The organism is Burkholderia sp. BCC0097, assembly GCF_902832985.1.
Lineage (GTDB): Bacteria > Pseudomonadota > Gammaproteobacteria > Burkholderiales > Burkholderiaceae > Burkholderia > Burkholderia orbicola.
Genome location: NZ_CADFDM010000002.1, coordinates 508,239 through 530,418 on the forward strand (window position 1 = coordinate 508,239; position 22,180 = coordinate 530,418).

A 22,180-nucleotide genomic window follows, 5' to 3' on the forward strand; every position below is an offset into this window, starting at 1 on the left:
CGTGTTTTGTAAAATCTCATTATAAGGGATTGCATTTATTTATAAGGTCGGGTTTACACATGGTGTTGCGCGAGGTCTTGCAACGAGGGGAAAACGGCCAATAAGATCGTAATATGTTGCTGTTTTCTTACAAAACTGACGAATGCGGATTTGGCGACGTGGTGCCTCACGGGTCAACGTCCTCTCTCGTGTTAACTACCAATAAATCCCGAAATACGGGATTCGTATAATTGCCTCGCAACGCCTCGCTTGCTCGTGATGCATGTCCACATACCGGGAGCGGTCCATGTCCGAGTCACCCCCTGCCGTCTTGTATCGTCGGATCGCGCTGCGCGTGATTCCGTTTCTGTTCGTCTGTTACGTGATCAACTTCGTCGATCGCGTCAACATCGGGTTCGCCAAACTGCAGTTCCTGCAGGACCTCGGCTTGAGCGAAGCCGTATTCGGCTCCGCGACGGCCATCTTCTTCATCAGTTACGCCGCATTCGAGGTGCCGAGCAATCTGGTGCTGGCGCGCATCGGCGCGAGCCGCACGCTCATGCGAATCATGGTGCTGTGGGGCCTCTGCACGGTGGCGCAGATGTTCGTGACCGGGAGCGTGTCGCTGTACGTGGTGCGCTTTCTGCTCGGCGCCGCCGAGGCCGGCTTCTTTCCGGGCCTGATCCTGTACCTGTCGTACTGGTTTCCGGATACGGTGCGCGCCCGTGTCAACAGCGTGCTGCTGCTCGCCGTTCCTGTAGCCGGGATGATCGGCGGACCGCTGTCCGGCTGGATCATGGCGCACCTGCAGGACACGATGGGGTTGCGCGGATGGCAATGGCTGTTCCTGATCGAGGGATTGCCGGCCATCGCGCTCGGACTGGTCGCGCCGCGGATGCTGAGCGACCGGCCGGAGCAGGCGGCATGGCTGTCGCCGCCGGAGCGGCAGGCGCTCTTGCGCGATCTGGACGCGGAGCGGGCCTCGGCCGTGGTCGGCCATGGCCGGGTGGGCGTGCTCGACATCGTTCGCAACGGTCGGGTGCTGGGCCTTGCTGCGATCTATTTCTGCGTCTACGTCGGCATGGGTACGGTGACGTTCTGGTCGCCCACGGTGCTGAAGGCGGCCGGGGTGTCGAGCATCTCGGGAATCGGTTGGTTGTCCGGACTGATTTCCGTGTTCACGATGATCGGCAACGTGGCGATCGCATGGAGTTCCGACCGATACGGCGAGCGCCGGTGGCATACGGTGGTGTGCATGCTCGTCACCGCCTGCAGTCTGCTGCTCCTGCGCTTCTCGGTCGGTCACGTATGGATCACCGTGGCCTTGCTTGCGATCGCGCAACTGTGCGCGTTCACCGTGCCGATCGTGTTCTGGACGATTCCGGCTGCCCAACTGACCGGCCGGGCGGCGGCGGCGGGCATCGCGGTGATCAGCATGCTGGGTTCGCTCGGCGGGGCGTTCAGTTCGTGGCTGGTCGGCGTCCTGTTTGCGCGGACCGGCGCGCCGTATGCCGGGTTCGGGGTGGTCGCAGGGCTGCTGGTGGTCGGCGCGGTGCTGGTGACGAGCCTGGTGCCGCGCACGCTGCCGGCGCGCCGCACGGCCAGCGAACGGGCGGCGTTGCAGGGCGTTGAATAGCGCGTTACCGGCGCCCGTGCTCGCCAACGCGTGCCGGCGCCGGCACGCGATCAATCCGGATCGGCTTTCAGGCCACCCTCGATCCAGCGCGCTTCGGACGCACGAAGATGCGCGCGGATGGCCGTCTGGGCCGCGATCGGGTCGCCGGCCTGCAGCGCGAGCAGCACGTCCTCGTGCTCGCGCACCGCGGCGGTCCAGGTCTGCGGATTTTCCGCGTGACCGCGCATGGCGGCCGCGATCGGGTCGTGGCGGCTGTCGAACAGCTCGCCGACGAAGCGGGTGAGCACCGAATTGCCGGCGGCTTCCGCGATCAGCATGTGGAACTGCCGGTCGGCTTCGACCGGCGATTTGCCGGCCTCCGCGAGCCGCTTCATGCGCTGAACGGTGCGGCGCAGGCGCTCGAGCATCGCGGCTGTCATCCGCGCCGCGGCCAGCGCGGCGACGCTGCCTTCAACGGCCGCGCGGGCCTGCATCAATTCCGACGGACTGTCGCCGAGCGTGGCCATCGGGCCGACGTCGTCGGCCGCCGTGTCGCGCACATAGACACCGGAGCCCATCCGGATCTCGATCTGGCCGCCGATTTCCAGCGCGATCAGCGCCTCGCGCAGCGACGGACGCGATACGCCGAGCGTCAGCGCCAGCTCGCGCTCCGGCGGCAGCCGCTCGCCGATCGCGAATTCGCCCTGACGAATCAGCGCGACGATCTGGGCCGCGACCGATTGGTAAAGCCGCTTGGGTTCTGTCGATTTCATTCGATGGATCGGGATCAAGGCGCTTGGGGCGCAAGCGCGTGTCGCGGAGTCTATCACGCCTGCTGCATCGCCCCGTGCGGCGGTGCATTCATCCGGATGTCCGGGTTTTCACCATTGGTAAGATCGGATGTGAATAATTAAATTGGCTTGACCAAAATTGGTTTGATTGCTGTAATTCATCCAAATTGGACTGACCAGATGGTGTCGAGGTCGATCCATTCCAAGGAGACGCAATGGCAATGCCTCGCAATCTGCCCAGTCAGGCCGCTCACGACGACGCCGACCGGGAGATCCTGCGCCTGGACGGGATTCGCAAGCGCTTCCCCGGCGTGCTCGCGCTCGACGGGATTCGCCTCGACCTGCGACGCGGCGAGGTGCATGCGGTGTGCGGCGAAAACGGCGCGGGCAAATCCACGCTGATGAAAATCATCAGCGGTCAGTACCTGCCCGACGAGGGTGTCGTCCACTATCGCGGTGCGCCGGTGCGGTTTCGTTCGGCTTCCGAAGCGCAGGCGGCCGGCATCTCGATCATCCACCAGGAACTCAATCTCGTCCCGCACCTGAGCGTGGCGGAAAACCTGTTCCTCGCGCGCGAGCCGCGGCGCGGCCCGTTCGTCGATACGAAACGCATGAATGCGGAGGCGGCGCGCTGCATCGCGCGCATCGGCCTGAACGTCGCGCCGACGACGAAGGTCGGCGTGCTGTCCATCGCGCAACAGCAGATGGTCGAGATCGCGAAGGCGCTGTCGCACGATGCGCGCGTGCTCATCATGGACGAGCCCACGTCGTCGCTGACGGAAGCGGAGACGGTGCAGCTCTTTCGCATCATCGAGGAACTGCGCGCCGACGGCGTCGCGATCCTGTACATCTCGCATCGGCTCGACGAAATGGCGCAGATCGTCGATCGCGTGACGGTGCTGCGCGACGGGCGCCACATTTCGACGGACGATTTCGCCGACGTGAGCATCGACGACATCGTCGCGCGCATGGTCGGGCGGACGCTCGACGACGCGTACCCGACCCGGCAATCGGTGCCGACGGACGACGTGCTGCTCGACGTGCGGGACCTGCGCCGCGACGGCGTGTTCGGGCCGGTGTCGTTCGCGCTGCGCCGCGGCGAGATCCTCGGTTTCGCGGGACTGATGGGCGCCGGGCGCACCGAGATCGCGCGCGCGATCTTCGGCGCGGACCGCCCCGACGGCGGCACGATCGCGCTGCACGGCCGGCCCGTGACGATCCGCTCGCCTCGCGAGGCGATCCGGCACGGCATCGCGTATCTGTCGGAGGACCGCAAGAAGGAGGGGCTCGCGCTGCCGATGCCGGTCGCGGCGAATCTCACGCTCGCGAACGTGCGCGGCATCGCATCGCGCTTCGGATTCCTGCGTTTCGACGACGAGATCGACGTGGCGCGCCGCTACGTGCAGGACCTGGCGATTCGCACGCCGTCCGTGCACCAGCGCGTGCGCAACCTGTCCGGCGGCAACCAGCAGAAGGTCGTCATCGGCAAATGGCTGTACCGCGGCTCGAAGATCCTGTTCTTCGACGAGCCGACACGCGGGATCGACGTCGGCGCCAAATTCGCGATCTACGGGCTGATGGACCGGCTCGCCGCCGACGGCGTCGGCGTCGTGCTGATCAGTTCGGAACTGCCGGAGCTGCTCGGCATGACCGACCGGATCGCTGTTTTTCACGAAGGTCGAATGACCGCCATTCTCGATACGAAACACACCAGTCAGGAGGAGATCATGCACTACGCGTCGGGGCGTTCCCATGCTTGAAATGACATCCGATCGAAGCCAGGCCGACGAACGGGCGGCGCGACAGCGGCGGCGCGACCTGATCCAGAAGTTCGCGGCGCTGGGCAGTCTCGTCGTGCTCGTGTTCGCGTTCTCGATATCGAGCCCGGCGTTCTTCTCGGTCGACAACCTGATGACCGTCGGCCTGCAGGTCACCTCCATCGCCTATCTGGGCGTGGCCGCCACCTGCGTGATCATCACCGGCGGCATCGACCTGTCGGTCGGCTCGGTGCTCGCGCTGGCCGGCGTGTGCGCGGCGCTGCTGGTCAAGGCCGGCGTGCCGGTGCCCGCCGCGATGGCGGCCGGCATCCTGGTCGGCGCGCTGTGCGGACTCGTCAACGGCATCTGCGTGACGCAGATGGGCCTGCCGCCGTTCATCGCGACGCTCGGCATGATGCTCGTCGCGCGCGGTATCGCGCTGCAGATCACGGGCGCCCGGCCGGTATCGGATCTCGGCGACGCGTTCGGCGCGCTCGGCAACGGCGCGCTGCTGAGGATCTCGCGCATCGGCGCGGACGGGTTCCCCGACACGACATTTCCCGGCATTCCGTATCCGGTCGTGATCATGGTCGTGCTGTTCGTCGTGGTGTCCGTGCTGCTGTCGAGAACGTCGCTCGGCCGTCATATCTATGCGGTCGGGTCGAACGCGGAAGCCGCGCGGCTGTCGGGGGTGAACGTGCAGGGCGTGAAGCTGTTCACCTACGTGCTGTCCGGCGCGCTCGCGGGCGTGACCGGCTGCGTGCTGATGTCGCGGCTCGTCACCGGGCAGCCGAACGAAGGCGTGATGTACGAGCTCGACGCGATCGCCAGCTCGGTCATCGGCGGCACGTCGCTGATGGGCGGCGTCGGCACGATTTCCGGCACGGCGATCGGCGCGTTCGTGATCGGCGTGCTGCGCAACGGCCTGAACATGAACGGCGTGTCGAGCTTCATCCAGCAGATCATCATCGGCGTCGTGATCCTCGGCACGGTGTGGATCGACCAGTTGCGCAACCGCCGGCCCTGACCGGCAGCAAGCAGTCCCTACCAACGAGAAGCGGAGCGAGACATGAACAAATCCATCCTGCTGGCGGCATCGGCGTGCGTGTTCGCGGTGTGCGGCAGCGGCGCGTATGCGGCGGGCGGCGAGATCGCCGTGATCGTCAAGACGGTCAATTCGAACTACTGGCAGAACGTGCAGAAGGGCGCGAAGGCCGCGCTCGACGGCGCCAAGGGCTACACGATGACGTTCCAGGGGCCGGCGGCCGAGTCGGACATCAGCGGACAGGTCAACATGGTCGACAACGCGGTCACGCGTCACGTGGCGGCCATCGTGCTCGCACCGTCCGATCCCGATGCGCTCGTGCCCGCGATCAAGAAGGCGTGGGAAGCGCACATTCCGGTGGTGCTGATCGACTCGGCCATCGCCGACGCCGGCAAGCCGTACTACCAGGCGTTCCTGTCGACCGACAACGAGAAGGCGGGCGCGCTGTGCGCGAAGGCGCTGATCGACCGCGTCGGGCAGTCGGGCAAGATCGCGATCATGTCGTACGTGCCGGGCGCGGGGTCCGAGGTCAGCCGCGTCGGCGGGTTCCGCAAGTACATCGAGAGCCATTCGAAGCTGCAGGTCGTCGGTCCGTACTACTCGCAATCGCAAATGGCGACCGCGCTGAACCAGACGACCGACGTGCTGTCGGCGAACCCGGACCTGAAGGGCATCTTCGGCGCGAACGAGCCGACCGCGGTCGGCATGGGCCGTGCGCTGAAGCAGTCGGGCAAGGCGGGCAAGGTGGTGGCGATCGGGTTCGACGGCAACGAGGACCTGCAGGGCTTCGTGCGCGACGGCACCGTGCAGGCGATCGCCGTGCAGGGCTCGTGGCAGATGGGCAATCAGGGCGTGCGCACGGCGCTCGACGTGATCGAGCGCAAGCCCGCGCCGAAGCTGATCGATACCGGTGTCGTGATGGTCGACAAGCAGAACCTCGATTCTCAGGCGGCGAAAAACGTCCTGTACTGATCGCCGTGTCTTCTTCCCGTAACCCGTCACGCCTCATGAACGCAAACGATACGCGTATCTTGCCGCGCAGCGGGCTGACGATGTCCGTGCTCGGCCTCGGCTGCTCGCAGCTCGGCGGCCTTTATCGGCCGATGTCGGCCGCCGATGCCGCAGCCCTCGTCGACGCCGCGTGGGCGGCCGGCCTGCGCTATTTCGACACCGCGCCGTATTACGGCTACACGCTGTCCGAGCGGCGCGTGGGGGCGGCGCTCGCCGCGCGCGAGCGCGGCGCCTTCACGCTCAGCACGAAGGTCGGGCGGCTGATGCGCGCCGACGCCAGCGTGCGGCCGGGCGACGACGGCTGGGCCGAGCCGCTGCCGTTCCGGCCGGTCTACGACTACAGCTACGACGGCATCATGCGCTCGCACGACGACAGCCGGCAACGGCTCGGGCTCGCGCGCGTCGACATGCTTTACGTGCACGACATCGGCGCGATGACGCATGGCGAGCGTCACGCGCACTACTGGGCGCAGTTGACCCGCGGCGGCGGGTTTCGCGCGCTGGATGCGCTGCGCTCGGGCGGCGAGATCGGCGGGTTCGGTCTGGGCGTGAACGAATGGGAAGTCGCGGCCGACGCGTTGAACGAAGCGGCGCTCGACGCCGTGCTGCTGGCCGGCCGCTACACGCTGCTCGAACAGACGGCGCTCGAACCGCTGCTCGACGCGTGCGCCCGGGAAGGGACGGCGATCGTGATCGGCGGCGTGTTCAATTCCGGCCTGCTCGCCGGCAATGGCAAGTTCAACTATGCGGACGCGAGCGCCGACGTGATCGACAAGGCGACGCGGCTCGGCGCGCTGTGCAAGCGCTTCGACGTGCCGCTTCCCGCCGCTGCGTTGCAGTTCCCGTTCGGGCATCCGGCCGTCGTGTCGTGCGTGATCGGCGCGCGCAGCGTGGCGCAGTTGCAGCAGAACATCGACTGGTTCGAGCGCCCCGCGCCGGCCGAGCTGTGGGATGCATTGCGGGACGAAGGGTTGATCGCGGCGCACGCGCCGGTTCCGGGAGCACACGCATGACCACGCGCATCGACGCCCATCAGCACTACTGGCGAATCGGCGCGCGGGTCGGCTGCTGGCCGCCAGCCGAACTCGACGCGATTCATCGCGATTTCGGTCCCGCCGATCTGGCGCCGCTGCTCGACGCCGCGCGCATCGATACCACCGTCGTCGTGCAATCGCTGCCGAGCGAAGCGGACACGCGCTTTCTGCTCGATCTCGCGGCTGACACGCCGAGCGTCGGCGCCGTGGTCGGCTGGGTCGACCTGAAGGCCGACGACGCACCGGCGCGGATCGCGACGTTCGCATCGGCACCGAAAGCGCGCGGCTTGCGGCCGATGCTGCAGGATCTGCCCGACGACGCGTGGATCGACGATCCGCGGCTGGATCACGCGGTCGCCGCGATGCTCGAGCATGGGCTGCGTTTCGATGCACTGGTGATGCCGAGCCATCTCGATGCGCTGCATGCGTTTGCGCGACGCCATCCTGATTTGCCGATCGTGATCGACCACGGCGCGAAGCCGTTCATCGAACGCGGCGAATTGCAGCCGTGGCTGTCCGCGATGAGCCGGCTCGCGCACCTGCCGAACCTTCACTGCAAGCTGTCCGGCCTCTGGACCGAAGCGGGGCCGTCGGCCGGCCCGGATGCCGTCCGCACGCGCACCCGGCCGTATGTCCACGCGCTGGCCGAACTGTTCGGGCCGACGCGCCTGATGTGGGGCAGCGACTGGCCGGTGCTGCGGCTGGCATCGGCATGCGGCGGCTACGGTGAATGGCTGGCCGCGTGCGAGGACGACTGCGCGCGGTTGCTCGGCTCCGCGGCGCTGACCGACATCTTCGGCGGCAACGCACGCCGTTTCTACCGGATCGACACCGCACGCCACGACGAATGAACCCGAACGAAAGGAAAACCGACATGCTCAGCGTGATTTGCGAATCCCCAGGCGTGCTGCGCGTGCAGCAGCGCGAACTGCCCGTGCGCGGCAGCGGCGAAGTGCTGTTGCGCGTGCAACGGGTCGGCATCTGCGGCACCGACCTGCACATCTTCACCGGCAACCAGCCGTACCTCGACTATCCGCGCGTGATGGGTCACGAGCTTTCCGCGGTCGTCGTCGAAGCGGAACCGGAGGCGGGTCTCGGCGCGGGCGACGCGGTGTACGTGATGCCGTATCTGTCGTGCGGACACTGCGTCGCCTGCCGTCACGGCAACACGAACTGCTGCGTCAACATCAAGGTGCTCGGCGTGCATCGCGACGGCGCACTCGCAGAATACCTAAGCGTGCCCGCGCAGTTCGTCCACAAGGCCGACGGCATTTCGCTCGACCAGGCGGCGATGCTGGAATTCCTTGCGATCGGCGCGCATGCGGTGCGCCGCGCCGATGTGCGTGCCGGACAGCGGGCGCTGATTGTCGGCGCCGGGCCGATCGGCATGGCCGCGATGATCTTCGCGAAGCTGCGCGGCGCCGACGTCACGTGCCTCGATACGCGGGCGGATCGGCTCGCGTTTTGCCGGCAGCATCTCACGGTCGATGCGACGGTGGAGGTTGGGGAAGACGACGCGGCGCGTCTCGCAGCGTTGACGAACGGCGAGTATTTCGATGCGGTATTCGACGCGACGGGCAATCTCGATGCGATGAATCGCGGCTTCGAGTTCGTCGCGCACGGCGGCAAGTACACGTTGATCTCGATCGTGCGCGGGCATGTCGCGTTTTCGGATCCTGAATTCCACAAGCGGGAAACCACGTTGCTCGCGAGCCGCAATGCGACGGCCGAGGATTTCGCGACGGTGCTCGACGCAATGCGTGCGGGGCGCATTCCGGACCGCGCGCTGAACACGCACCGGATGCGGCTCGAGGAGGTGCCGGATGCGCTGCCGCGCTTGCTGGATGCGGGGCAGACCGTCGTGAAGGCGCTCGTCGAATGCTGAACGATCGAATCCGGCACGCGGAGCGCACGCAATGACGCCGCCGATCCTGCAGTTCGGCACGAGCCGCTTCTTGCTCGCGCACGTCGACTTGTTCGTCTCGCAGGCGCTGGACGACGGCAACGCGATGGGCGGCATCGGCATCGTGCAGACGACCGGCAATCCGGCCAGCCGCGCCCGCATCGATGCGCTGCGCGCCACCGGTCGTTATCCGGTGCGGATTCGCGGGCGCGAGCGCGGCGGCGTGGTCGACGAAGTCGTCGAGTGCCGCGCCGTGCAGCGCGCGTGGGACGCCGAGCGGGACTGGGCGGAGATCCGCGCTGCTACGATCGAGACGGTGCGCGTCATCGTGTCGAACACCGGCGATGCTGGGTATCGCCCCGATCCGCGCGATGCCGTGGACCTGCTGGCCCAGCCGGAGCACGCACCGCACGGCTTTCCGGCGAAGCTGCTCGCGCTGCTGCACGCGCGCTGGCAGGTGCGGCCCGGCGATGGCGTCACCGTGCTGCCTTGCGAACTGGTGACGAACAACGGCGACACGCTGCGCGACATCGTGCTGGGCCTCGCGCGCCAGTGGCGGCTGCCCGACGCGTTCACCGACTATCTGTGCAGCCGCTGCGTATGGGTCAACTCGCTCGTCGACCGCATCGTGTCCGAGCCGCTGCATCCGGTCGGCGCGATTGCGGAGCCCTACGCGCTATGGGCGATCGAACGGCGTGCCGATATGGCGCTGCCGTGCACGCATGCGCAGATCGTCGTCACCGACGATTTGCGCGGCCACGAGCGCCTGAAGCTGTTCTTCCTCAATCTCGGGCACAGCTGGCTCGCGGAACAGTGGCTCGCGGCAGGGCGCGACGCATCGGAAACGGTGCTGGACGCGATGAGCGATGCGCGGCTGCGCGACGGTCTCGAAGCCGTGTGGCGCGATGAGGTCACGCCAGTATTCGTCGCGCTGGGCTTGCGCGACACGGCGGAACGCTACGTCGACAGCGTGCGCGAGCGCTTTCTCAACCCGTTTCTCGCGCATCGCATCGCCGATATCGCGGTCAACCATCGCGAGAAGGTCGCGCGGCGGATCGAGCCGCTGCTCGCGCTCGGGGATTCGCTGGCGGTGCCGGTCGAACAAGCGCGATTGCGGCAACTCGCCGCCCGCTACGAACCGGCGGCCGCAACGACAGGGAGAAGTCCATCGTGAAGCAACCGACCATCGTGATCCTTCACGGCAACGACAACGTCGCCGTCGCGCTCGACGCGCTCGCGCCGGACGTGCCGGTCGACGTGCACGGCGCACCGCTGCGGCCGGCGGCCGCGATACCGGCCGGCCACAAGATCGCCACCGCGCCGATCGCGCGCGGCGACGCGATCGTCAAATGCGGGCAGCCGATCGGCGTCGCGTTGCGCGACATCGCAGCCGGCGAGCACGTGCACGTGCACAACGTCGGGATGCCCGAGCGGCATGCGCACGACGACGGGCCTGCGGGCGACACACACGACGTTGCAACGGATCGCCGCGACACCTTCGACGGATTCGTGCGGCCCGACGGCAGCGTGGGGACCCGCAACTACGTCGGCGTGATCGCGAGCGTCAACTGTTCGGCGAGCGTCTGTCACGCGATCGCCGATGCATACCGGCACGGCGCGCTCGATGCGTTCGGTCACGTCGACGGCGTCGTCGCGATCACTCATCAGAGCGGCTGCGGCATGTCGGCGACCGGTGACGGCATCGAACTGCTGCGGCGCACGCTCGTCGGTTACGCGCGCAACCCGAATTTCGCCGGCGTGCTGCTCGTCGGCCTCGGGTGCGAGGTCAACCAGGTCGGCGCGCTCGCGCAACGGCTCGACGCGGCAGCGCCGGGCACCGTGCGCACGCTGGTCATCCAGGACGAGGGCGGGGTGCGCGACACCGTTGCCAAAGGCGTGTCGATCGTGCGCGAGTTGCTGGAGCGGGCCGACGGCGCGCGTCGCAGCGCCGTGCCGGCCTCGCGGCTGACGGTCGGCCTGCAGTGCGGCGGGTCCGACGGCTACTCGGGCATCACCGCGAATCCGGCGCTCGGCGCGGCCGTCGATCTGCTGGTCCGCAACGGCGGCACCGCGATTCTGTCCGAGACGCCCGAGATCTACGGCGCGGAGCATTTGCTGATCGCGCGGGCGGCCTCGCGCGACGTGGCCGAGCGTTTGCTCGGCAGGTTGCAGTGGTGGGAGCGCTACGTCGCAGACAACGGCGGCGAAATGAACAACAACCCGTCGCCCGGCAACCTCGCCGGCGGCATCACGACGATTCTCGAGAAGTCGCTCGGCGCGGTGTCGAAGGGCGGCCGCTCGCCGCTGCGCGCGGTCTACGACTATGCGGAGCCGGTGCGGCAAGCCGGGCTCGTGTTCATGGATACGCCCGGTTACGACCCGGTGTCGGCCACCGGGCAGATCGCCGGCGGCGCGAATCTCGTGTGCTTCACCACGGGACGAGGCTCGGTGTTCGGCTCGAAGCCGGTGCCGACGATCAAGATCGCGACGACGAGCGGCCTGTACGAGCGGATGCAATCGGACATGGATTTCGACAGCGGCGGGATCGTCGCCGGTTCGCTCTCGGTCGACGAAGCGGGCGCGCGGCTGTTTCGGCTGATGCTCGACGTCGCCTCCGGGCGGCGATCGCGCAGCGAGGACAACGGCATCGGTGAACGCGAGTTCGTGCCGTGGCTGCGCGGCGCGGTCATGTGACGCGCAAGGCGGCGTGCGGCCGCGTGGGCAATCGGACAGCGAAGGAGAAGCCGCGATGGAAACCAGCATGAGCGAGCCGGCAATCGGCGAAACCGGTCACGACGGCTCATTGTCGGAACTGGAGAAGGGCTTGCTCGGCGAGGCGCTGCGCTTGCTCGCCGAAACCCGCGCGCGTGCGCTGGAACTCTGTGTCGAGGTGAGCCGGCGGCAGGGCGGCGCCACGCCGGACGTCCACGATTTCAACCTGCCGACGATCATCGAGCTGCAACGGCGCTTCGGTACGCGGTCTTGCCCGGACGACGCCGGCATGGCGGCCTCCGGTCGCTTCGCGTAGCTGTAGCCGAAGCCGCCCATGAGCGGCGCCGTTGCAGGAACGATCTTCGCTGCCGGTTACGCCGCCGACAGCGTGATCGACACGCCCGTCGCCGTGTAGACCGGCGTGGCCTTGAACCCGTCGACCGTCACCGTCGCGAACTTCGCGGCCGCCGCCGCACCGTCGATCAGCGCGATGGTGTCGCCGGCCTTCGGTGCGTAGCCGTTCACGAATTTCACGTGCAGCGTGCCGCCCGTGACGGTGAGCGGGCCGCCCACGCGCAGACGCCCACCGCCGTTGCCGTCGATGTCGAGTTCGAGCGTCGTGTTGTCGAGCTGCGTGTAGCGGGTGGCGATCGTCACCGGCGCGGCGGCCGCGATCCGTACGCTGCCGCCCGAGCCGACGTACACGTCGCCCGTGCCGAACGCCGTCGGCGACGCCGCCGCGAGCGTGCCGCCGCTCACCTGCGTGCCGCCCGTGTAGGCGTTGTTGCCCGCCAGCGTCAGCGTGCCGCTGCCTTGCAGCGTCAGCTTGCCGGCGCCCGCGACGTCGTTGCGCCACAGGTCGGCGGCATTGAGCCCGCCCTGCGACGCATCCATCGACACGATCACGTTGCCGTTGAACGCGCCGTAGCCGTCGGCCGCCGCGAACAGGTTCAGGCGCCCCCAGCCTTCCGCGTCGTCCATGACCGGATAGCCGGACGGCAGCTCGGTCGTCTTCAGCACGACGCGCCGCTGGTCGGCGCTCAGGTACGGAAAGCGCGTCTGCAGCAGGATCTCCGCGCCCTTCGGCACGACCGGCGGTGCGTTCGTCGATTCGATCGCACCGAAGCCGAAGGTCATGCGGCGCAGGAACGCGGCCCGGTTCGTCGTGTAGTCGGCGAACCGGTCGGTGGCCGTCGTGCCCGAGTGCGCGAATGCGGAGAAGGTCGTGGCGCTCGTTCCGGTCAGTTGCTGCAGCGTCTGATGCGCTTGCGTGTAGGCGGCCTGCGCGTCGCTGGCGTACGCGGTCAGGTTCGCCGCGCTGATGGCCAGCGCGAGCGTGCGGCCGCCGATCACGTCGAGCGGCGAATGCATGCCGGCGAGAATCCGGTTCTCGCCCAGTTCGAGGCCGCGGCTGACCATTTCCTGGAAGCGTTCCGGCACGAGCCACGCCATCGTCGTCGCATCGCGCACGGCCTCGGCCGTGTGGCCGCTGACGAAGCCGCCGTCGGTCGCGGGCGTGGTGCTTTCGGCCGGCACGAGCGTCGGCGCGACGACCACGCTGGTGCTCCAGCGGTACGGGCGCGCGTATTTGAAGAAGCGTTTCGACGGTTCGGTCGACGCGTTGTTGCCCATTTCGTTGAGCAGGTCGACGACCTTGCCGAAGCTGGCGTTGCCGCCGCTGCTGCCGACGCCGACGTTGTTGCCGGAATCGTTGTACAGCACGGTCGTCGCATCGGCGGGCACGCTGGTGATGCTGGTCGTCTGCTGGGCCGCGGTGCGCCACGCGGCGGTGAGCGGACCCATGCCGTCGGTCACGCTGTATCCCTTGCCGCGCCGGTCGTCGTAGTACGCGGCATCGGCCTGTTGCGGCGTCCGGGCGGTCGTCGCGTTGATCACGTACTGCACGTTGGCCGACAGCACCGCATCGTTCAGGATCGTGCCGCAGGGCACGCCGCTGTTCGGCAGCCCGGAGCAGGTCGACGGCGAGATGGCCGGGAACGCGCCGTTCGCCGGCGCGCTCACGCCCGCGTCGACCAGCATCGTCGCCGGCTGCCACAGATCGAGGAAACGGCTCAACACGCGCACCGCGGCGTTGGTCGACAGCGTCGCATAGCGCGCATCGCCGCGCTGGTTGGTCGCGACGTTGTCGACGAACGCGGGCGCGCTCGGGATCGGCGCGCTGTCGACGAAGCCGGGGTCGGCGGGCGGCGCGGGAACGGCCGCGGCGATCGTGCCGGTCGACGTGACGTCGTCGCCGCCGCCGCAGGCAGCCAGTACGATCGCACTCGACAATGCTGCGACGTGCAGCGGGAAACGGCTTCGTGACGCAAACATGCAAGACTCCATCCTGATGGTAGAAGATGGAGGATTGTGGTGAGCGATCGTTACGCGGTCGTTACGGAATTGTTTCGCGTTGCACGCGGCAGGCGAAAATTCCCACTATCTGGTTAATTTCCGGTACTTAACATGACGGACGCCGGAATCCATGGCGTCCGTCACCGACACAGGGCGGCGGGCGCCGGCCTACGCACCGGCCGTGCGCGTGTCCAGCCGGAACAGCGAGACGGCCTCGGCAAGCCGGCTGCCCTGTTCCTCGAGCGACTTCGACGCGGCGGCGGCCTGTTCGACGAGCGCCGCATTCTGCTGCGTGACTTCGTCCATTTGCGTGATGGCCAGATTGACCTGCTCGATGCCGCGGCTTTGCTCGCTCGACGCCGCGGCGATCTCGCCCATGATGTCGGTCACGCGCGAGATCGCATGCGTGACCTGGCTCATCGTGTCGCCCGCGTTGTTCGCGATATGCGAGCCATCCTGGATTTTCTGGACCGATTGCGAGATCAGCTCGCGAATTTCCTTCGCGGCGCTCGACGAACGCTGCGCCAGACTCCTGACTTCGCTGGCCACCACCGCGAAGCCGCGGCCCTGCTCGCCGGCGCGGGCGGCCTCCACGGCCGCGTTGAGCGCGAGAATGTTGGTCTGGAACGCGATTCCCTCGATGATCCCGGTGATCTCGGCGATCTTGGCGGAGCTCGCGCTGATGTCCGTCATCGTGTCGACCATCAGGCCGACCGCCGAGCTGCCGCGCTGGGCGACCTCCGATGCATTGTTGGCCAAGCCGCTCGCCTGCTGCGCGTTGTCGGCGTTCAGGCGCACGGTGGATGTCAGTTGCTCCATGCTTGATGCGGTCTCCTGCAACGAGGCGGCCTGCTGTTCGGTGCGGGAGGAGAGATCCTGGTTGCCGGACGCGATTTCGCCGGCCCCTGTCGCGACGTTGCCCGATGCGGTACGGACTTCCGAGATCAGGCGGATCAGGTTCGCCTGCATGTCCCGCATGGAAGCCAGCACGCTGCCGGCCGGCGCGGCGCCGGTCGTGGATTCGGCGGCGAGATTGCCGGCGGCGATATGGCCGGCGATCTCGCTGAGCGCGGCGGGCTCCGTGCCCAGCGCGCGCAGCAGGCCGCGCGTGATGAAGAGGCCCGAGATCGCGGCCGCGGCGGCGGCGGCGATGCAGATGGCGATCAGCATCAGTCGGCGCGAGGTATAACGGTCGTCCGATTCCTTCACCAGGTGGTCGGCCCGCGAGCGCGAGTACTTCGCATACGTGTCGGTGGCCGCCACAAGCTGCGCCAGCAGCGGTCGACACTGTTCGTTGATCATCGTGATCGCCTGGTCGCGCCGGTTGTTCGCCGCCGCGTCGACGATGGCGCGCGCCACGGGGCCGTACTGCGTCTCGATCGCCCCGATTTGCCGAACCAGTTCGCGAGACTTGTCGGACGCGCCGCTTCCGTCGCGAACCGCATTCGTCAGTTCGCTCATCAGCATGCCGACTTCGCGGTCGGCCTGCAGCGCCGCTTCCTTCTCGAGGTCCGCATCGCGCGGGCTAGCCGCGAGGACCTGGTTGCGGGCGGCGATCGCGCGCCGGTCGACGGCGAAGCGAATCTTGTCCGCCAGGTTCGCGCGGGCGTTGGTGCCGTTGACGTAGTCCTCGAAGGCGTCGTTTGCGTTGCCGAGCGAGATGATGCCGAGGAGCGAGACGAGCACGACCAGGCATGTAAGAAGTCCGAAAGCCATGATCAGCTTCATGCGAACCGTCAATCGTCGATCATTCATAGGAGGAATCCAGTTTGGAGTATCAAATAGATTTCCTGATTAACGGAATGGAGAACGAACAGTTTAGGACGGGCTCTCCGGGCAATCGTTTGCGTGTTGCCTGACGTCAAAAAAAATTCGACCGCGGTCCGCGTTCGTCACGCCGAGCGCGCGAACGGCTCCGGATCCGCACGCTACAACCGGTATCCATGTTCGCGCTTCGCGCGATAGCGCGTCTTGCGGCCTCCTGCGTGCCGCCGTCCTGCCCGCATCGCTCAACTTCCCGCCCCCGGTGCCGTTAAATGGATCAGGATCAGCCTGTTCGCCGATCCTGTTCAATCACGCGGCAACGGAGACCGAAGTCATCATGCTGTCATCAATTCGCGCACGGATACTGGCGACGTGCGTCGCCATCGTCGTGACGGCGCTGGCCGTAACCGGGGGGCTGGTCTATTACGTCGTCAAGACCCACAACGACGAGGCCATCGACCAGAATCACAAGTCCATCCTCGCCGGCCATGCGCTGGCGATCGACGAATGGGTGGCCAGCCGTTCGCGCGAAACCCAGGCGCTGGCGGACACGATCGCGATCGGCGAGGGCGATCCGGTGCCGGCGTTGAAGCTGCTCGGCAAGTCGGGCGGCTTCGAGGTACTGACGCTCGGCCTGCCGGACAAGACGGCGTTCTCCAACGTGCCGCTCTCGCCCGGCTACGATCCGACCGCGCGGCCCTGGTACAAGCAGGCTGTCGGCGCGGGCCGTCTGGTCGTGACGGCGCTCTACCGCGATGCGACGAGCGGCAAGCCGGCCGTCGCGTTCGCGGTGCCGGTGGTGCGCGACGGCGCGGTAAAGGGCGTGCTGGCAGCCAGCCTGTTCATGGAGAACGTGAGCTCGATCGTGACTTCCGTTCACCCGACCCCGGCGAGCTTTGCATTCCTGGTGGACAAGGGAGGCCGCGTGATCGCGTCGGCCCAGACCGACCTGATCATGAAGCCGGCCACCGGCCTCTCGCCGGAACTCGATGCCGACCGCCTCGGCGCGCTGCAGACGGCATCCGCGCCCGTTGCGGTCGACATCGACGGCGCCGCCAAATTGATGCGCGCACAACCGATCGTCGGCACCGACTGGTCGCTGGTACTCGCGCTCGACAAGGGCGACGTGACGGCCGGCATGCGAGCCGTCGCGACGACGACGCTGTTGGCGATCGTGATCGTCGCCATCATCGCGGCCGCGCTCGTCGGCGCGATGACGAACGCGGCCTTCAAGCGCATCCTGATGGTGCGCGATGCGCTCACGGACGTATCGAGCGGCAGCGGCGACCTGACGAAGCGCCTGCCCGCCGACGGCGCGGACGAAGCCGCGCAGATCGCGCGGGCGTTCAACGCATTCGCCGAGAAGATCAGCGCGATCCTGCTGCAGATCCGCGCGTTCAGCACGTCCGTCAACCTCGCGAGCGCCGAGATCGCCCAGGGCAACCAGGATCTGTCGGCCCGTACCGAACACGCGGCGTCGAGCCTGCAGGAAACGGCCGCCGCGCTCGAGGAGATCGCCGGCACGGCCCGCAACTCGGCCGATGCCGCGAGCCAGGTGAACCGTCTGGCGGAATCGGCGTCGGATGTCGCGCTGCGGGGCGGCACGGTCGTGCGCGAAGTCGTCTCGACGATGAGCGACATCACGCAGGCGTCGGCAGAGATCGCCAACATCGTCGGCGTGATCGACGGCATCGCGTTCCAGACCAACATTCTCGCGTTGAACGCCGCCGTCGAGGCGGCCCGCGCGAACGAGCACGGCCGCGGTTTCGCGGTCGTCGCCGGGGAGGTGCGTGCGCTCGCGCAGCGCAGTGCGCAGGCCGCGCGGGAAATCAAGCAGTTGATCCATTCGTCGGTCGAGAAGATCGAGGGCGGCTCCGGGCTGGTCCAGACGGCCGGGGCGACGATGGACGAAATCGTCGACGGCGTGCGCAACATCACGAGCGTGATCGCCGAAATCAGCGTCGCCGCGAAGGAGCAGAGCACGGGGCTCGAGCAGGTGAATCAGGCGGTGTCGCAGCTCGACGATACGACGCAGCAGAACGCGGCGCTCGTCGAGCAATCGGCGGCTGCCGCGACGTCGCTGCGCGAGCAGGCGGCCCGGCTCGCGCAGACGGTCGGGGAGTTCAAGCTGGCGGAGCGTGCGGTGCCGGCGTGATGGTCGCCCTGGCGCGAGCGGCGAGCGCCGCGCTGCAGGCGCCGCACCGCCGTTCCGTTCAGGCAAGCACCGCTTGTCACGCAGGCGACGCCGAACGCCGCGCCGTCCCGCCTTTGCGATACAACGACAGTGTCGCGAGCAACCCGCAGCACGCGGCGAAGCTGAGCCAGTAGCCGGGCGCGGCCTTGTCGCCCGTCACCTCGATCAGATAGGTCGACACCGCCGGCGTGAAGCCGCCGAAGACCGCGGTCGCGAGGCTGAATGCAAGCGAGAAACCGGCCACGCGGACGCTGGCGGGCATGATTTCGGTCAGCGCCGCGACCATCGCGCCGTTGTACATGCCGAAGAAGAACGAGAGCCACAACAGCACGGCCAGCATGCGGCCGAAGCTGGGCGCGGATGAAAGCCAGGCAAGCGCGGGATACGACGTCACGATGGCCGCGACCGCGATGGCCACGAGAATCGGCTTGCGTCCGATGCGGTCCGACAGCGCACCGCCGACAGGCAGCCAGAAGAAATTCGACACGCCTACGCACAGCGTGACGATCAGGCTGTCCGCCGTGGACAGTTTCAGGACGGCCCTGCCGAACGTCGGCGTGTAGACCGTGATGAGGTAGAACGTCGTCGTGGTCATGGCGACGAGCAGCATGCCGGCAAACACGGTGCGCCAATTCCGCAGCATTGTCGCGAACACCTCGCGTGCTCGCGGATGATGGGTGCGCGCCCTGAATTCGTCCGTTTCCTGCAGCGTTCGGCGAAGCACGAAAATGACCGGCACGATCGCGCAACCGATGAAGAACGGGATGCGCCAGCCCCACGCACCGATTTCCTGGCTCGTCAGCAGATGATTCAGCAGATAGCCCACGGCCGCCGCGACGACGATCGCGACCTGCTGGCTCGCCGACTGCCAGCTCGTATAGAAGCCCTTGTGCCCGGGCGTGGCCATTTCCGCGAGATAGACCGACACGCCGCCCAACTCGGTCCCGGCGGAGAAGCCCTGCAGCAGGCGTCCCAGCAACACCAGCGCCGGCGCGGCGAGCCCGATCGTCGCGTACCCCGGCACGCACGCGATCAGGATCGTTCCGCTCGCCATGATCGAGAGCGTGACGATCAGCCCTTTGCGTCTTCCCACTTCGTCGATGTAGGCGCCGAGCACGATCGCACCGAGCGGACGCATCAGGAAACCGGCGCCGAACACGGCAAACGTCAGCAGCAGCGACGCGAACTCGCTTGCCGCCGGAAAGAAGACCCGCGAGATGCTGGTCGCATAGAAGCCGAACAGGAAAAAGTCGAACTGCTCGAGAAAATTGCCGCTGGTCACGCGCAGGACCGCGCCGAGCTTCGACGTGCCTGCGGCCGTGCCGTCCGGCGCGATCGACGGTGAGGGATGCATGGGGTGTCTCCGTTGGATGTATGGTGCGAAGCGGCCCGAAAGCCGGACCGCTTCGATTGGCTCGATTCAGTCCGAGCCGAGTTGCAGGCGGTCGGCCTGGCGTTTTTCGATCGACGACTTGAGCAGCGCCGCGCAGCGAAAGATGCCGTGCGCGAATTTCCCGTACGGCAACGTTGCGAAGAGGGCCATCACGATGCCGAGATGAACGGCGAGCAGCGTCGCCATCGCGCTCGTGTCGCGCCAAACGAGCAGCGCCAGTCCCGATCCGCTCACGAGCATCAGCAGCGCAATGAAGCCGCGGTCCATCGGGCGCTGTGCCGGATCGGTCCGCGCGGGGTCGCGCCGCAGGTTGAGCCATAAGAGGCCGGCAGGCCCGATCAGCAGGCCGATTCCGCCGGCGGTGCCGAGCAGCACGGGCAGGCTCAGGAACGCGTAAGGCGCGTGCAGGTCCAGCGCGTAGTGATAGAAGGTCGCCACGAGCGTGGCGGCAAAGCACAGCATGAAACCGTAGAACGTGAAGTGGTGAAACCGGCGCCGCGCGAGCGTGAACGCATCGTCCGATTCATTGCAGCCATCACCGTGGCCGCCGTCGAGATAGGTGAGCGCGAGCGCGTGCTTCGCCGCCTCGGCAACCGCCGGCATGCTTGCCGTGCCCGACGACACGTCGCGCCAGAAGCGCGTCACGCCCACCCCGAGCGCCAGAATGGCGAGCCCGAACACCGAGCCGAACATCGCCGCGAGCAGGTTGTGCGGAAAGATCGCATAGAAACGCCCGCCCGACGAGCCGTTCGGCAGCGAGCCGTGCATCGCGACGCCGAGCATCAGGAAAAGCGCCAGCCCGATCGCGAGCGCGAGCGCGACGGTCAGGCCGTTGCGCCGGTAGAGCTTGCCCAGCGCGGCGGGCCACGCATATTCGACATACGTATCGAGCCGGACCTGCGCCATCGCCTTCGGCACGTTCACCGCGAACTCGTGCGGCGGCGCATATTGGCATGCGTGATAGCACGCGCCGCAGTTGTGGCACAGGTTGGCCAGGTAGTTGACGTCCGCCTTCGCGAACTCGAGCCGGCGCGTCATCGCCGGAAAGACCGCGCAAAATCCTTCGCAGTAGCGGCACGCATTGCAGATCTGCATCTGGCGCGCGACTTCCGCTTCGTGGTCGGTGACGGGCACGATACGGATCACGGCGGCGCCGCTCGCGCGTGTCGACGGCCGGCCGGCGGGGGCGAGCGCGTGGGCGTCGCGGACTGGTTCTTCAATATTGTTCACGTTGAACTCCGGTCGTTTGCGCGGCCTTCGCCGCCTCGGTGCCCGCGATACGGCCGAACGCGGTGCCGATCGACATCCCGACGCCCGCCGTGTAACCCTTGCCCAGTACGTTGCCGGCCATCATCTCGCCGGCCACGAACAGGTTGCCGCTCGGCCGTCCGCCGAAGTGAACCTGCGCGCGCTCGTTGACCTTGAGCCCGAGATACGTAAACGTGATGCCGGGACGCAGCGCGTAGCCGAAGAAGGGCGGCGTATCGATCGGGCGTGCCCAGTGGGTTTTCGCGGGGCTGACGCCTTCGGTGCGACAGTCGTCGAGCACGGTGTGATCGAACGTGCCTGCCTGGCATGCGGCGTTGTACGTGCGTAGCGTCTCCACGAATGCGCGTTCGGGCAGGTTCAGCCGGCGTGCGAGTTCCGGCAACGAATCGGCGCGGACACCCGGAAATACCGGTGGCATGAAGCGTCCGACGGCCTTGGCGTCGATGATCGAGTAGGCGGTCTGCCCCGGCTGCTGCGCAACGAGGCGGCCCCAGATCGCATAACGCTTCGGCCAGAAGTCCTCGCCTTCGTCGTAGAAGCGCCGCGCATCGCGGTTGACGACGATACCGAGCGATACGCAATCGATCCGCGTGCAGATGCCGCCGTCGTAGAGCGGCGCGCGTGCGTCGATCGCGACGCAATGCGACTGCGACGGGTCGCCGATCGCATCGGCGCCGGCGTCGAGCATCGCCTTGAGCAGGACACCTTGGTTGAACCGCGTGCCGCGGATGAGGAAATTGTCGGCGGGCCACTCGCCACGCTCGTTTTGTCCCCATGCTTCACGCAGCCATTCGCGGTTGGATTCGAAGCCGCCCGCCGCGAGCACGCAACTGCGCGCCTCGAAGCGCCGGTTTCCGCTATGCGCGGCGACGAAGCGATCGCCGTCGAGTTCGACGGCGTCGACGGGCGTGTCGTAGCGAATCCGTACGCCCAGCGCTTCGGCGCTGCGGTAATACGCGTTCACCAGCGCCTTGCCGCCGCCCATGAAGAATGCATTGGTCCGCGCCACGTGCAGTGCGCCGGACAACGGCGGCTGAAACCGCACGCCATGTGCGCGCATCCACGGGCGACAGTTCGCCGACGCGCGGATCGCGAGCCGGGCCAACGCCTCGTTCGTGATGCCGCCCGTGACCTTCAGCAGGTCTTGCCAGTACTCTTCTTCCGGATAGGCGCCGACCAGCACGTCCTGCGGGCCGTCGTGCATGCAACGCAGGTTGCGGGTGTGCTGGGAGTTTCCGCCGCGCCATGCCCGCGGCGCCGCTTCGAGCAGCAGCACCGACGCGCCGGCTTCGCGCGCCATCAAGGCGGCGCACAGCGCCGCGTTGCCGCCGCCGATTACGAGAACATCGATCATCTGA

17 protein-coding genes are annotated in these 22,180 nt (G+C 67.4%); 11 read left to right on the forward strand and 6 right to left on the reverse strand.

What is annotated here, in order from left to right:
* Positions 1-286 precede the first annotated feature (286 nt).
* On the forward strand, positions 287-1,615 hold the full coding sequence (locus tag HWX07_RS07510) for an MFS transporter (protein ID WP_124620747.1): 1,329 nt from the start codon (positions 287-289) through the stop codon (positions 1,613-1,615).
* 50 nt (positions 1,616-1,665) lie between these two features.
* Here HWX07_RS07510 and HWX07_RS07515 read toward each other — a convergent pair whose 3' ends face one another.
* Positions 1,666-2,367 carry a FadR/GntR family transcriptional regulator gene (locus tag HWX07_RS07515; RefSeq protein ID WP_011549869.1) on the reverse strand — a complete coding sequence of 234 codons (702 nt, stop codon included), beginning with the start codon at positions 2,365-2,367 and terminating at the stop codon, positions 1,666-1,668.
* A 233-nt stretch (positions 2,368-2,600) separates the two neighbouring features.
* On the opposite strand from HWX07_RS07515, the gene HWX07_RS07520 reads away from it, so the two are divergent.
* From HWX07_RS07520 to HWX07_RS07560, 9 genes are read left to right on the forward strand one after another with little or no spacing between them, the layout of a single operon-like run.
* The gene (locus HWX07_RS07520; RefSeq protein ID WP_175875808.1) at positions 2,601-4,145 is read left to right on the forward strand and encodes a sugar ABC transporter ATP-binding protein; all 1,545 of its coding nucleotides are present in this window, start codon (positions 2,601-2,603) and stop codon (positions 4,143-4,145) included.
* The gene (locus HWX07_RS07525; protein ID WP_175875809.1) at positions 4,138-5,169 is read left to right on the forward strand and encodes an ABC transporter permease; all 1,032 of its coding nucleotides are present in this window, start codon (positions 4,138-4,140) and stop codon (positions 5,167-5,169) included. The genes HWX07_RS07520 and HWX07_RS07525 overlap by 8 nt, the downstream gene beginning before the upstream one ends.
* Positions 5,170-5,211: 42 nt before the next feature.
* On the forward strand, positions 5,212-6,159 hold the full coding sequence (locus tag HWX07_RS07530) for an ABC transporter substrate-binding protein (protein WP_175875810.1): 948 nt from the start codon (positions 5,212-5,214) through the stop codon (positions 6,157-6,159).
* Between the two features lie 35 nt (positions 6,160-6,194).
* Positions 6,195-7,211, forward strand: a complete 1,017-nt coding sequence (locus HWX07_RS07535; protein ID WP_175875811.1) for an aldo/keto reductase — start codon at positions 6,195-6,197, stop codon at positions 7,209-7,211.
* On the forward strand, positions 7,208-8,083 hold the full coding sequence (locus HWX07_RS07540; RefSeq protein WP_175875812.1) for an amidohydrolase family protein: 876 nt from the start codon (positions 7,208-7,210) through the stop codon (positions 8,081-8,083). The genes HWX07_RS07535 and HWX07_RS07540 overlap by 4 nt, the downstream gene beginning before the upstream one ends.
* A 23-nt stretch (positions 8,084-8,106) precedes the next feature.
* Complete coding sequence (locus HWX07_RS07545; RefSeq protein ID WP_175875813.1) at positions 8,107-9,117, forward strand: zinc-binding alcohol dehydrogenase family protein; 1,011 nt, start codon at positions 8,107-8,109, stop codon at positions 9,115-9,117.
* Between the two features lie 31 nt (positions 9,118-9,148).
* Positions 9,149-10,309 (forward strand): mannitol dehydrogenase family protein, encoded by a 1,161-nt coding sequence (locus HWX07_RS07550; RefSeq protein WP_175875814.1) that lies wholly within the window; start codon positions 9,149-9,151, stop codon positions 10,307-10,309.
* Positions 10,306-11,829 carry an altronate dehydratase family protein gene (locus HWX07_RS07555; protein WP_175875815.1) on the forward strand — a complete coding sequence of 508 codons (1,524 nt, stop codon included), beginning with the start codon at positions 10,306-10,308 and terminating at the stop codon, positions 11,827-11,829. The genes HWX07_RS07550 and HWX07_RS07555 overlap by 4 nt, the downstream gene beginning before the upstream one ends.
* Positions 11,830-11,884: 55 nt before the next feature.
* A complete protein-coding gene (locus HWX07_RS07560) occupies positions 11,885-12,163 on the forward strand; it encodes a hypothetical protein (RefSeq protein WP_175875816.1) in 279 nt (92 codons plus the stop codon).
* Between the two features lie 56 nt (positions 12,164-12,219).
* Here HWX07_RS07560 and HWX07_RS07565 read toward each other — a convergent pair whose 3' ends face one another.
* Entirely contained in the window at positions 12,220-14,181 is a 1,962-nt protein-coding gene (locus HWX07_RS07565; RefSeq protein ID WP_175875817.1) for a phosphatase PAP2 family protein, read from the reverse strand.
* A 189-nt stretch (positions 14,182-14,370) separates the two neighbouring features.
* Positions 14,371-15,957, reverse strand: coding sequence for a methyl-accepting chemotaxis protein (locus tag HWX07_RS07570; protein ID WP_175875818.1), 1,587 nt, complete (start codon positions 15,955-15,957; stop codon positions 14,371-14,373).
* Between the two features lie 346 nt (positions 15,958-16,303).
* On the opposite strand from HWX07_RS07570, the gene HWX07_RS07575 reads away from it, so the two are divergent.
* A complete protein-coding gene (locus HWX07_RS07575; protein ID WP_175875819.1) occupies positions 16,304-18,121 on the forward strand; it encodes a methyl-accepting chemotaxis protein in 1,818 nt (605 codons plus the stop codon).
* Positions 18,122-18,197: 76 nt separating this feature from the next.
* Here HWX07_RS07575 and HWX07_RS07580 read toward each other — a convergent pair whose 3' ends face one another.
* From HWX07_RS07580 to tcuA, 3 genes are all read right to left on the reverse strand, one after another.
* Positions 18,198-19,514: an MFS transporter gene (locus tag HWX07_RS07580; protein WP_175875820.1), complete on the reverse strand. Its 1,317-nt coding sequence runs from the start codon at positions 19,512-19,514 to the stop codon at positions 18,198-18,200.
* Between the two features lie 66 nt (positions 19,515-19,580).
* Entirely contained in the window at positions 19,581-20,774 is a 1,194-nt protein-coding gene (tcuB, locus tag HWX07_RS07585) for a tricarballylate utilization 4Fe-4S protein TcuB (RefSeq protein WP_279612748.1), read from the reverse strand.
* Positions 20,770-22,176, reverse strand: coding sequence for an FAD-dependent tricarballylate dehydrogenase TcuA (tcuA, locus tag HWX07_RS07590; RefSeq protein ID WP_175875821.1), 1,407 nt, complete (start codon positions 22,174-22,176; stop codon positions 20,770-20,772). The genes tcuB and tcuA overlap by 5 nt, the downstream gene beginning before the upstream one ends.
* Positions 22,177-22,180 lie beyond the last annotated feature (4 nt).

Bases quoted from the DNA above. Each gene is read 5' to 3' on its own strand.
- HWX07_RS07510 (WP_124620747.1), top strand. From the start codon at position 287: ATGTCCGAGTCACCCCCTGCCGTCTTGTATCGTCGGATCGCGCTGCGC.
- HWX07_RS07515 (WP_011549869.1), bottom strand. From the start codon at position 2,367: ATGAAATCGACAGAACCCAAGCGGCTTTACCAATCGGTCGCGGCCCAG.
- HWX07_RS07520 (WP_175875808.1), top strand. From the start codon at position 2,601: ATGGCAATGCCTCGCAATCTGCCCAGTCAGGCCGCTCACGACGACGCC.
- HWX07_RS07525 (WP_175875809.1), top strand. From the start codon at position 4,138: ATGCTTGAAATGACATCCGATCGAAGCCAGGCCGACGAACGGGCGGCG.
- HWX07_RS07530 (WP_175875810.1), top strand. From the start codon at position 5,212: ATGAACAAATCCATCCTGCTGGCGGCATCGGCGTGCGTGTTCGCGGTG.
- HWX07_RS07535 (WP_175875811.1), top strand. From the start codon at position 6,195: ATGAACGCAAACGATACGCGTATCTTGCCGCGCAGCGGGCTGACGATG.
- HWX07_RS07540 (WP_175875812.1), top strand. From the start codon at position 7,208: ATGACCACGCGCATCGACGCCCATCAGCACTACTGGCGAATCGGCGCG.
- HWX07_RS07545 (WP_175875813.1), top strand. From the start codon at position 8,107: ATGCTCAGCGTGATTTGCGAATCCCCAGGCGTGCTGCGCGTGCAGCAG.
- HWX07_RS07550 (WP_175875814.1), top strand. From the start codon at position 9,149: ATGACGCCGCCGATCCTGCAGTTCGGCACGAGCCGCTTCTTGCTCGCG.
- HWX07_RS07560 (WP_175875816.1), top strand. From the start codon at position 11,885: ATGGAAACCAGCATGAGCGAGCCGGCAATCGGCGAAACCGGTCACGAC.
- HWX07_RS07565 (WP_175875817.1), bottom strand. From the start codon at position 14,181: ATGTTTGCGTCACGAAGCCGTTTCCCGCTGCACGTCGCAGCATTGTCG.
- HWX07_RS07570 (WP_175875818.1), bottom strand. From the start codon at position 15,957: ATGAATGATCGACGATTGACGGTTCGCATGAAGCTGATCATGGCTTTC.
- HWX07_RS07575 (WP_175875819.1), top strand. From the start codon at position 16,304: ATGCTGTCATCAATTCGCGCACGGATACTGGCGACGTGCGTCGCCATC.
- HWX07_RS07580 (WP_175875820.1), bottom strand. From the start codon at position 19,514: ATGCATCCCTCACCGTCGATCGCGCCGGACGGCACGGCCGCAGGCACG.
- tcuA (WP_175875821.1), bottom strand. From the start codon at position 22,176: ATGATCGATGTTCTCGTAATCGGCGGCGGCAACGCGGCGCTGTGCGCC.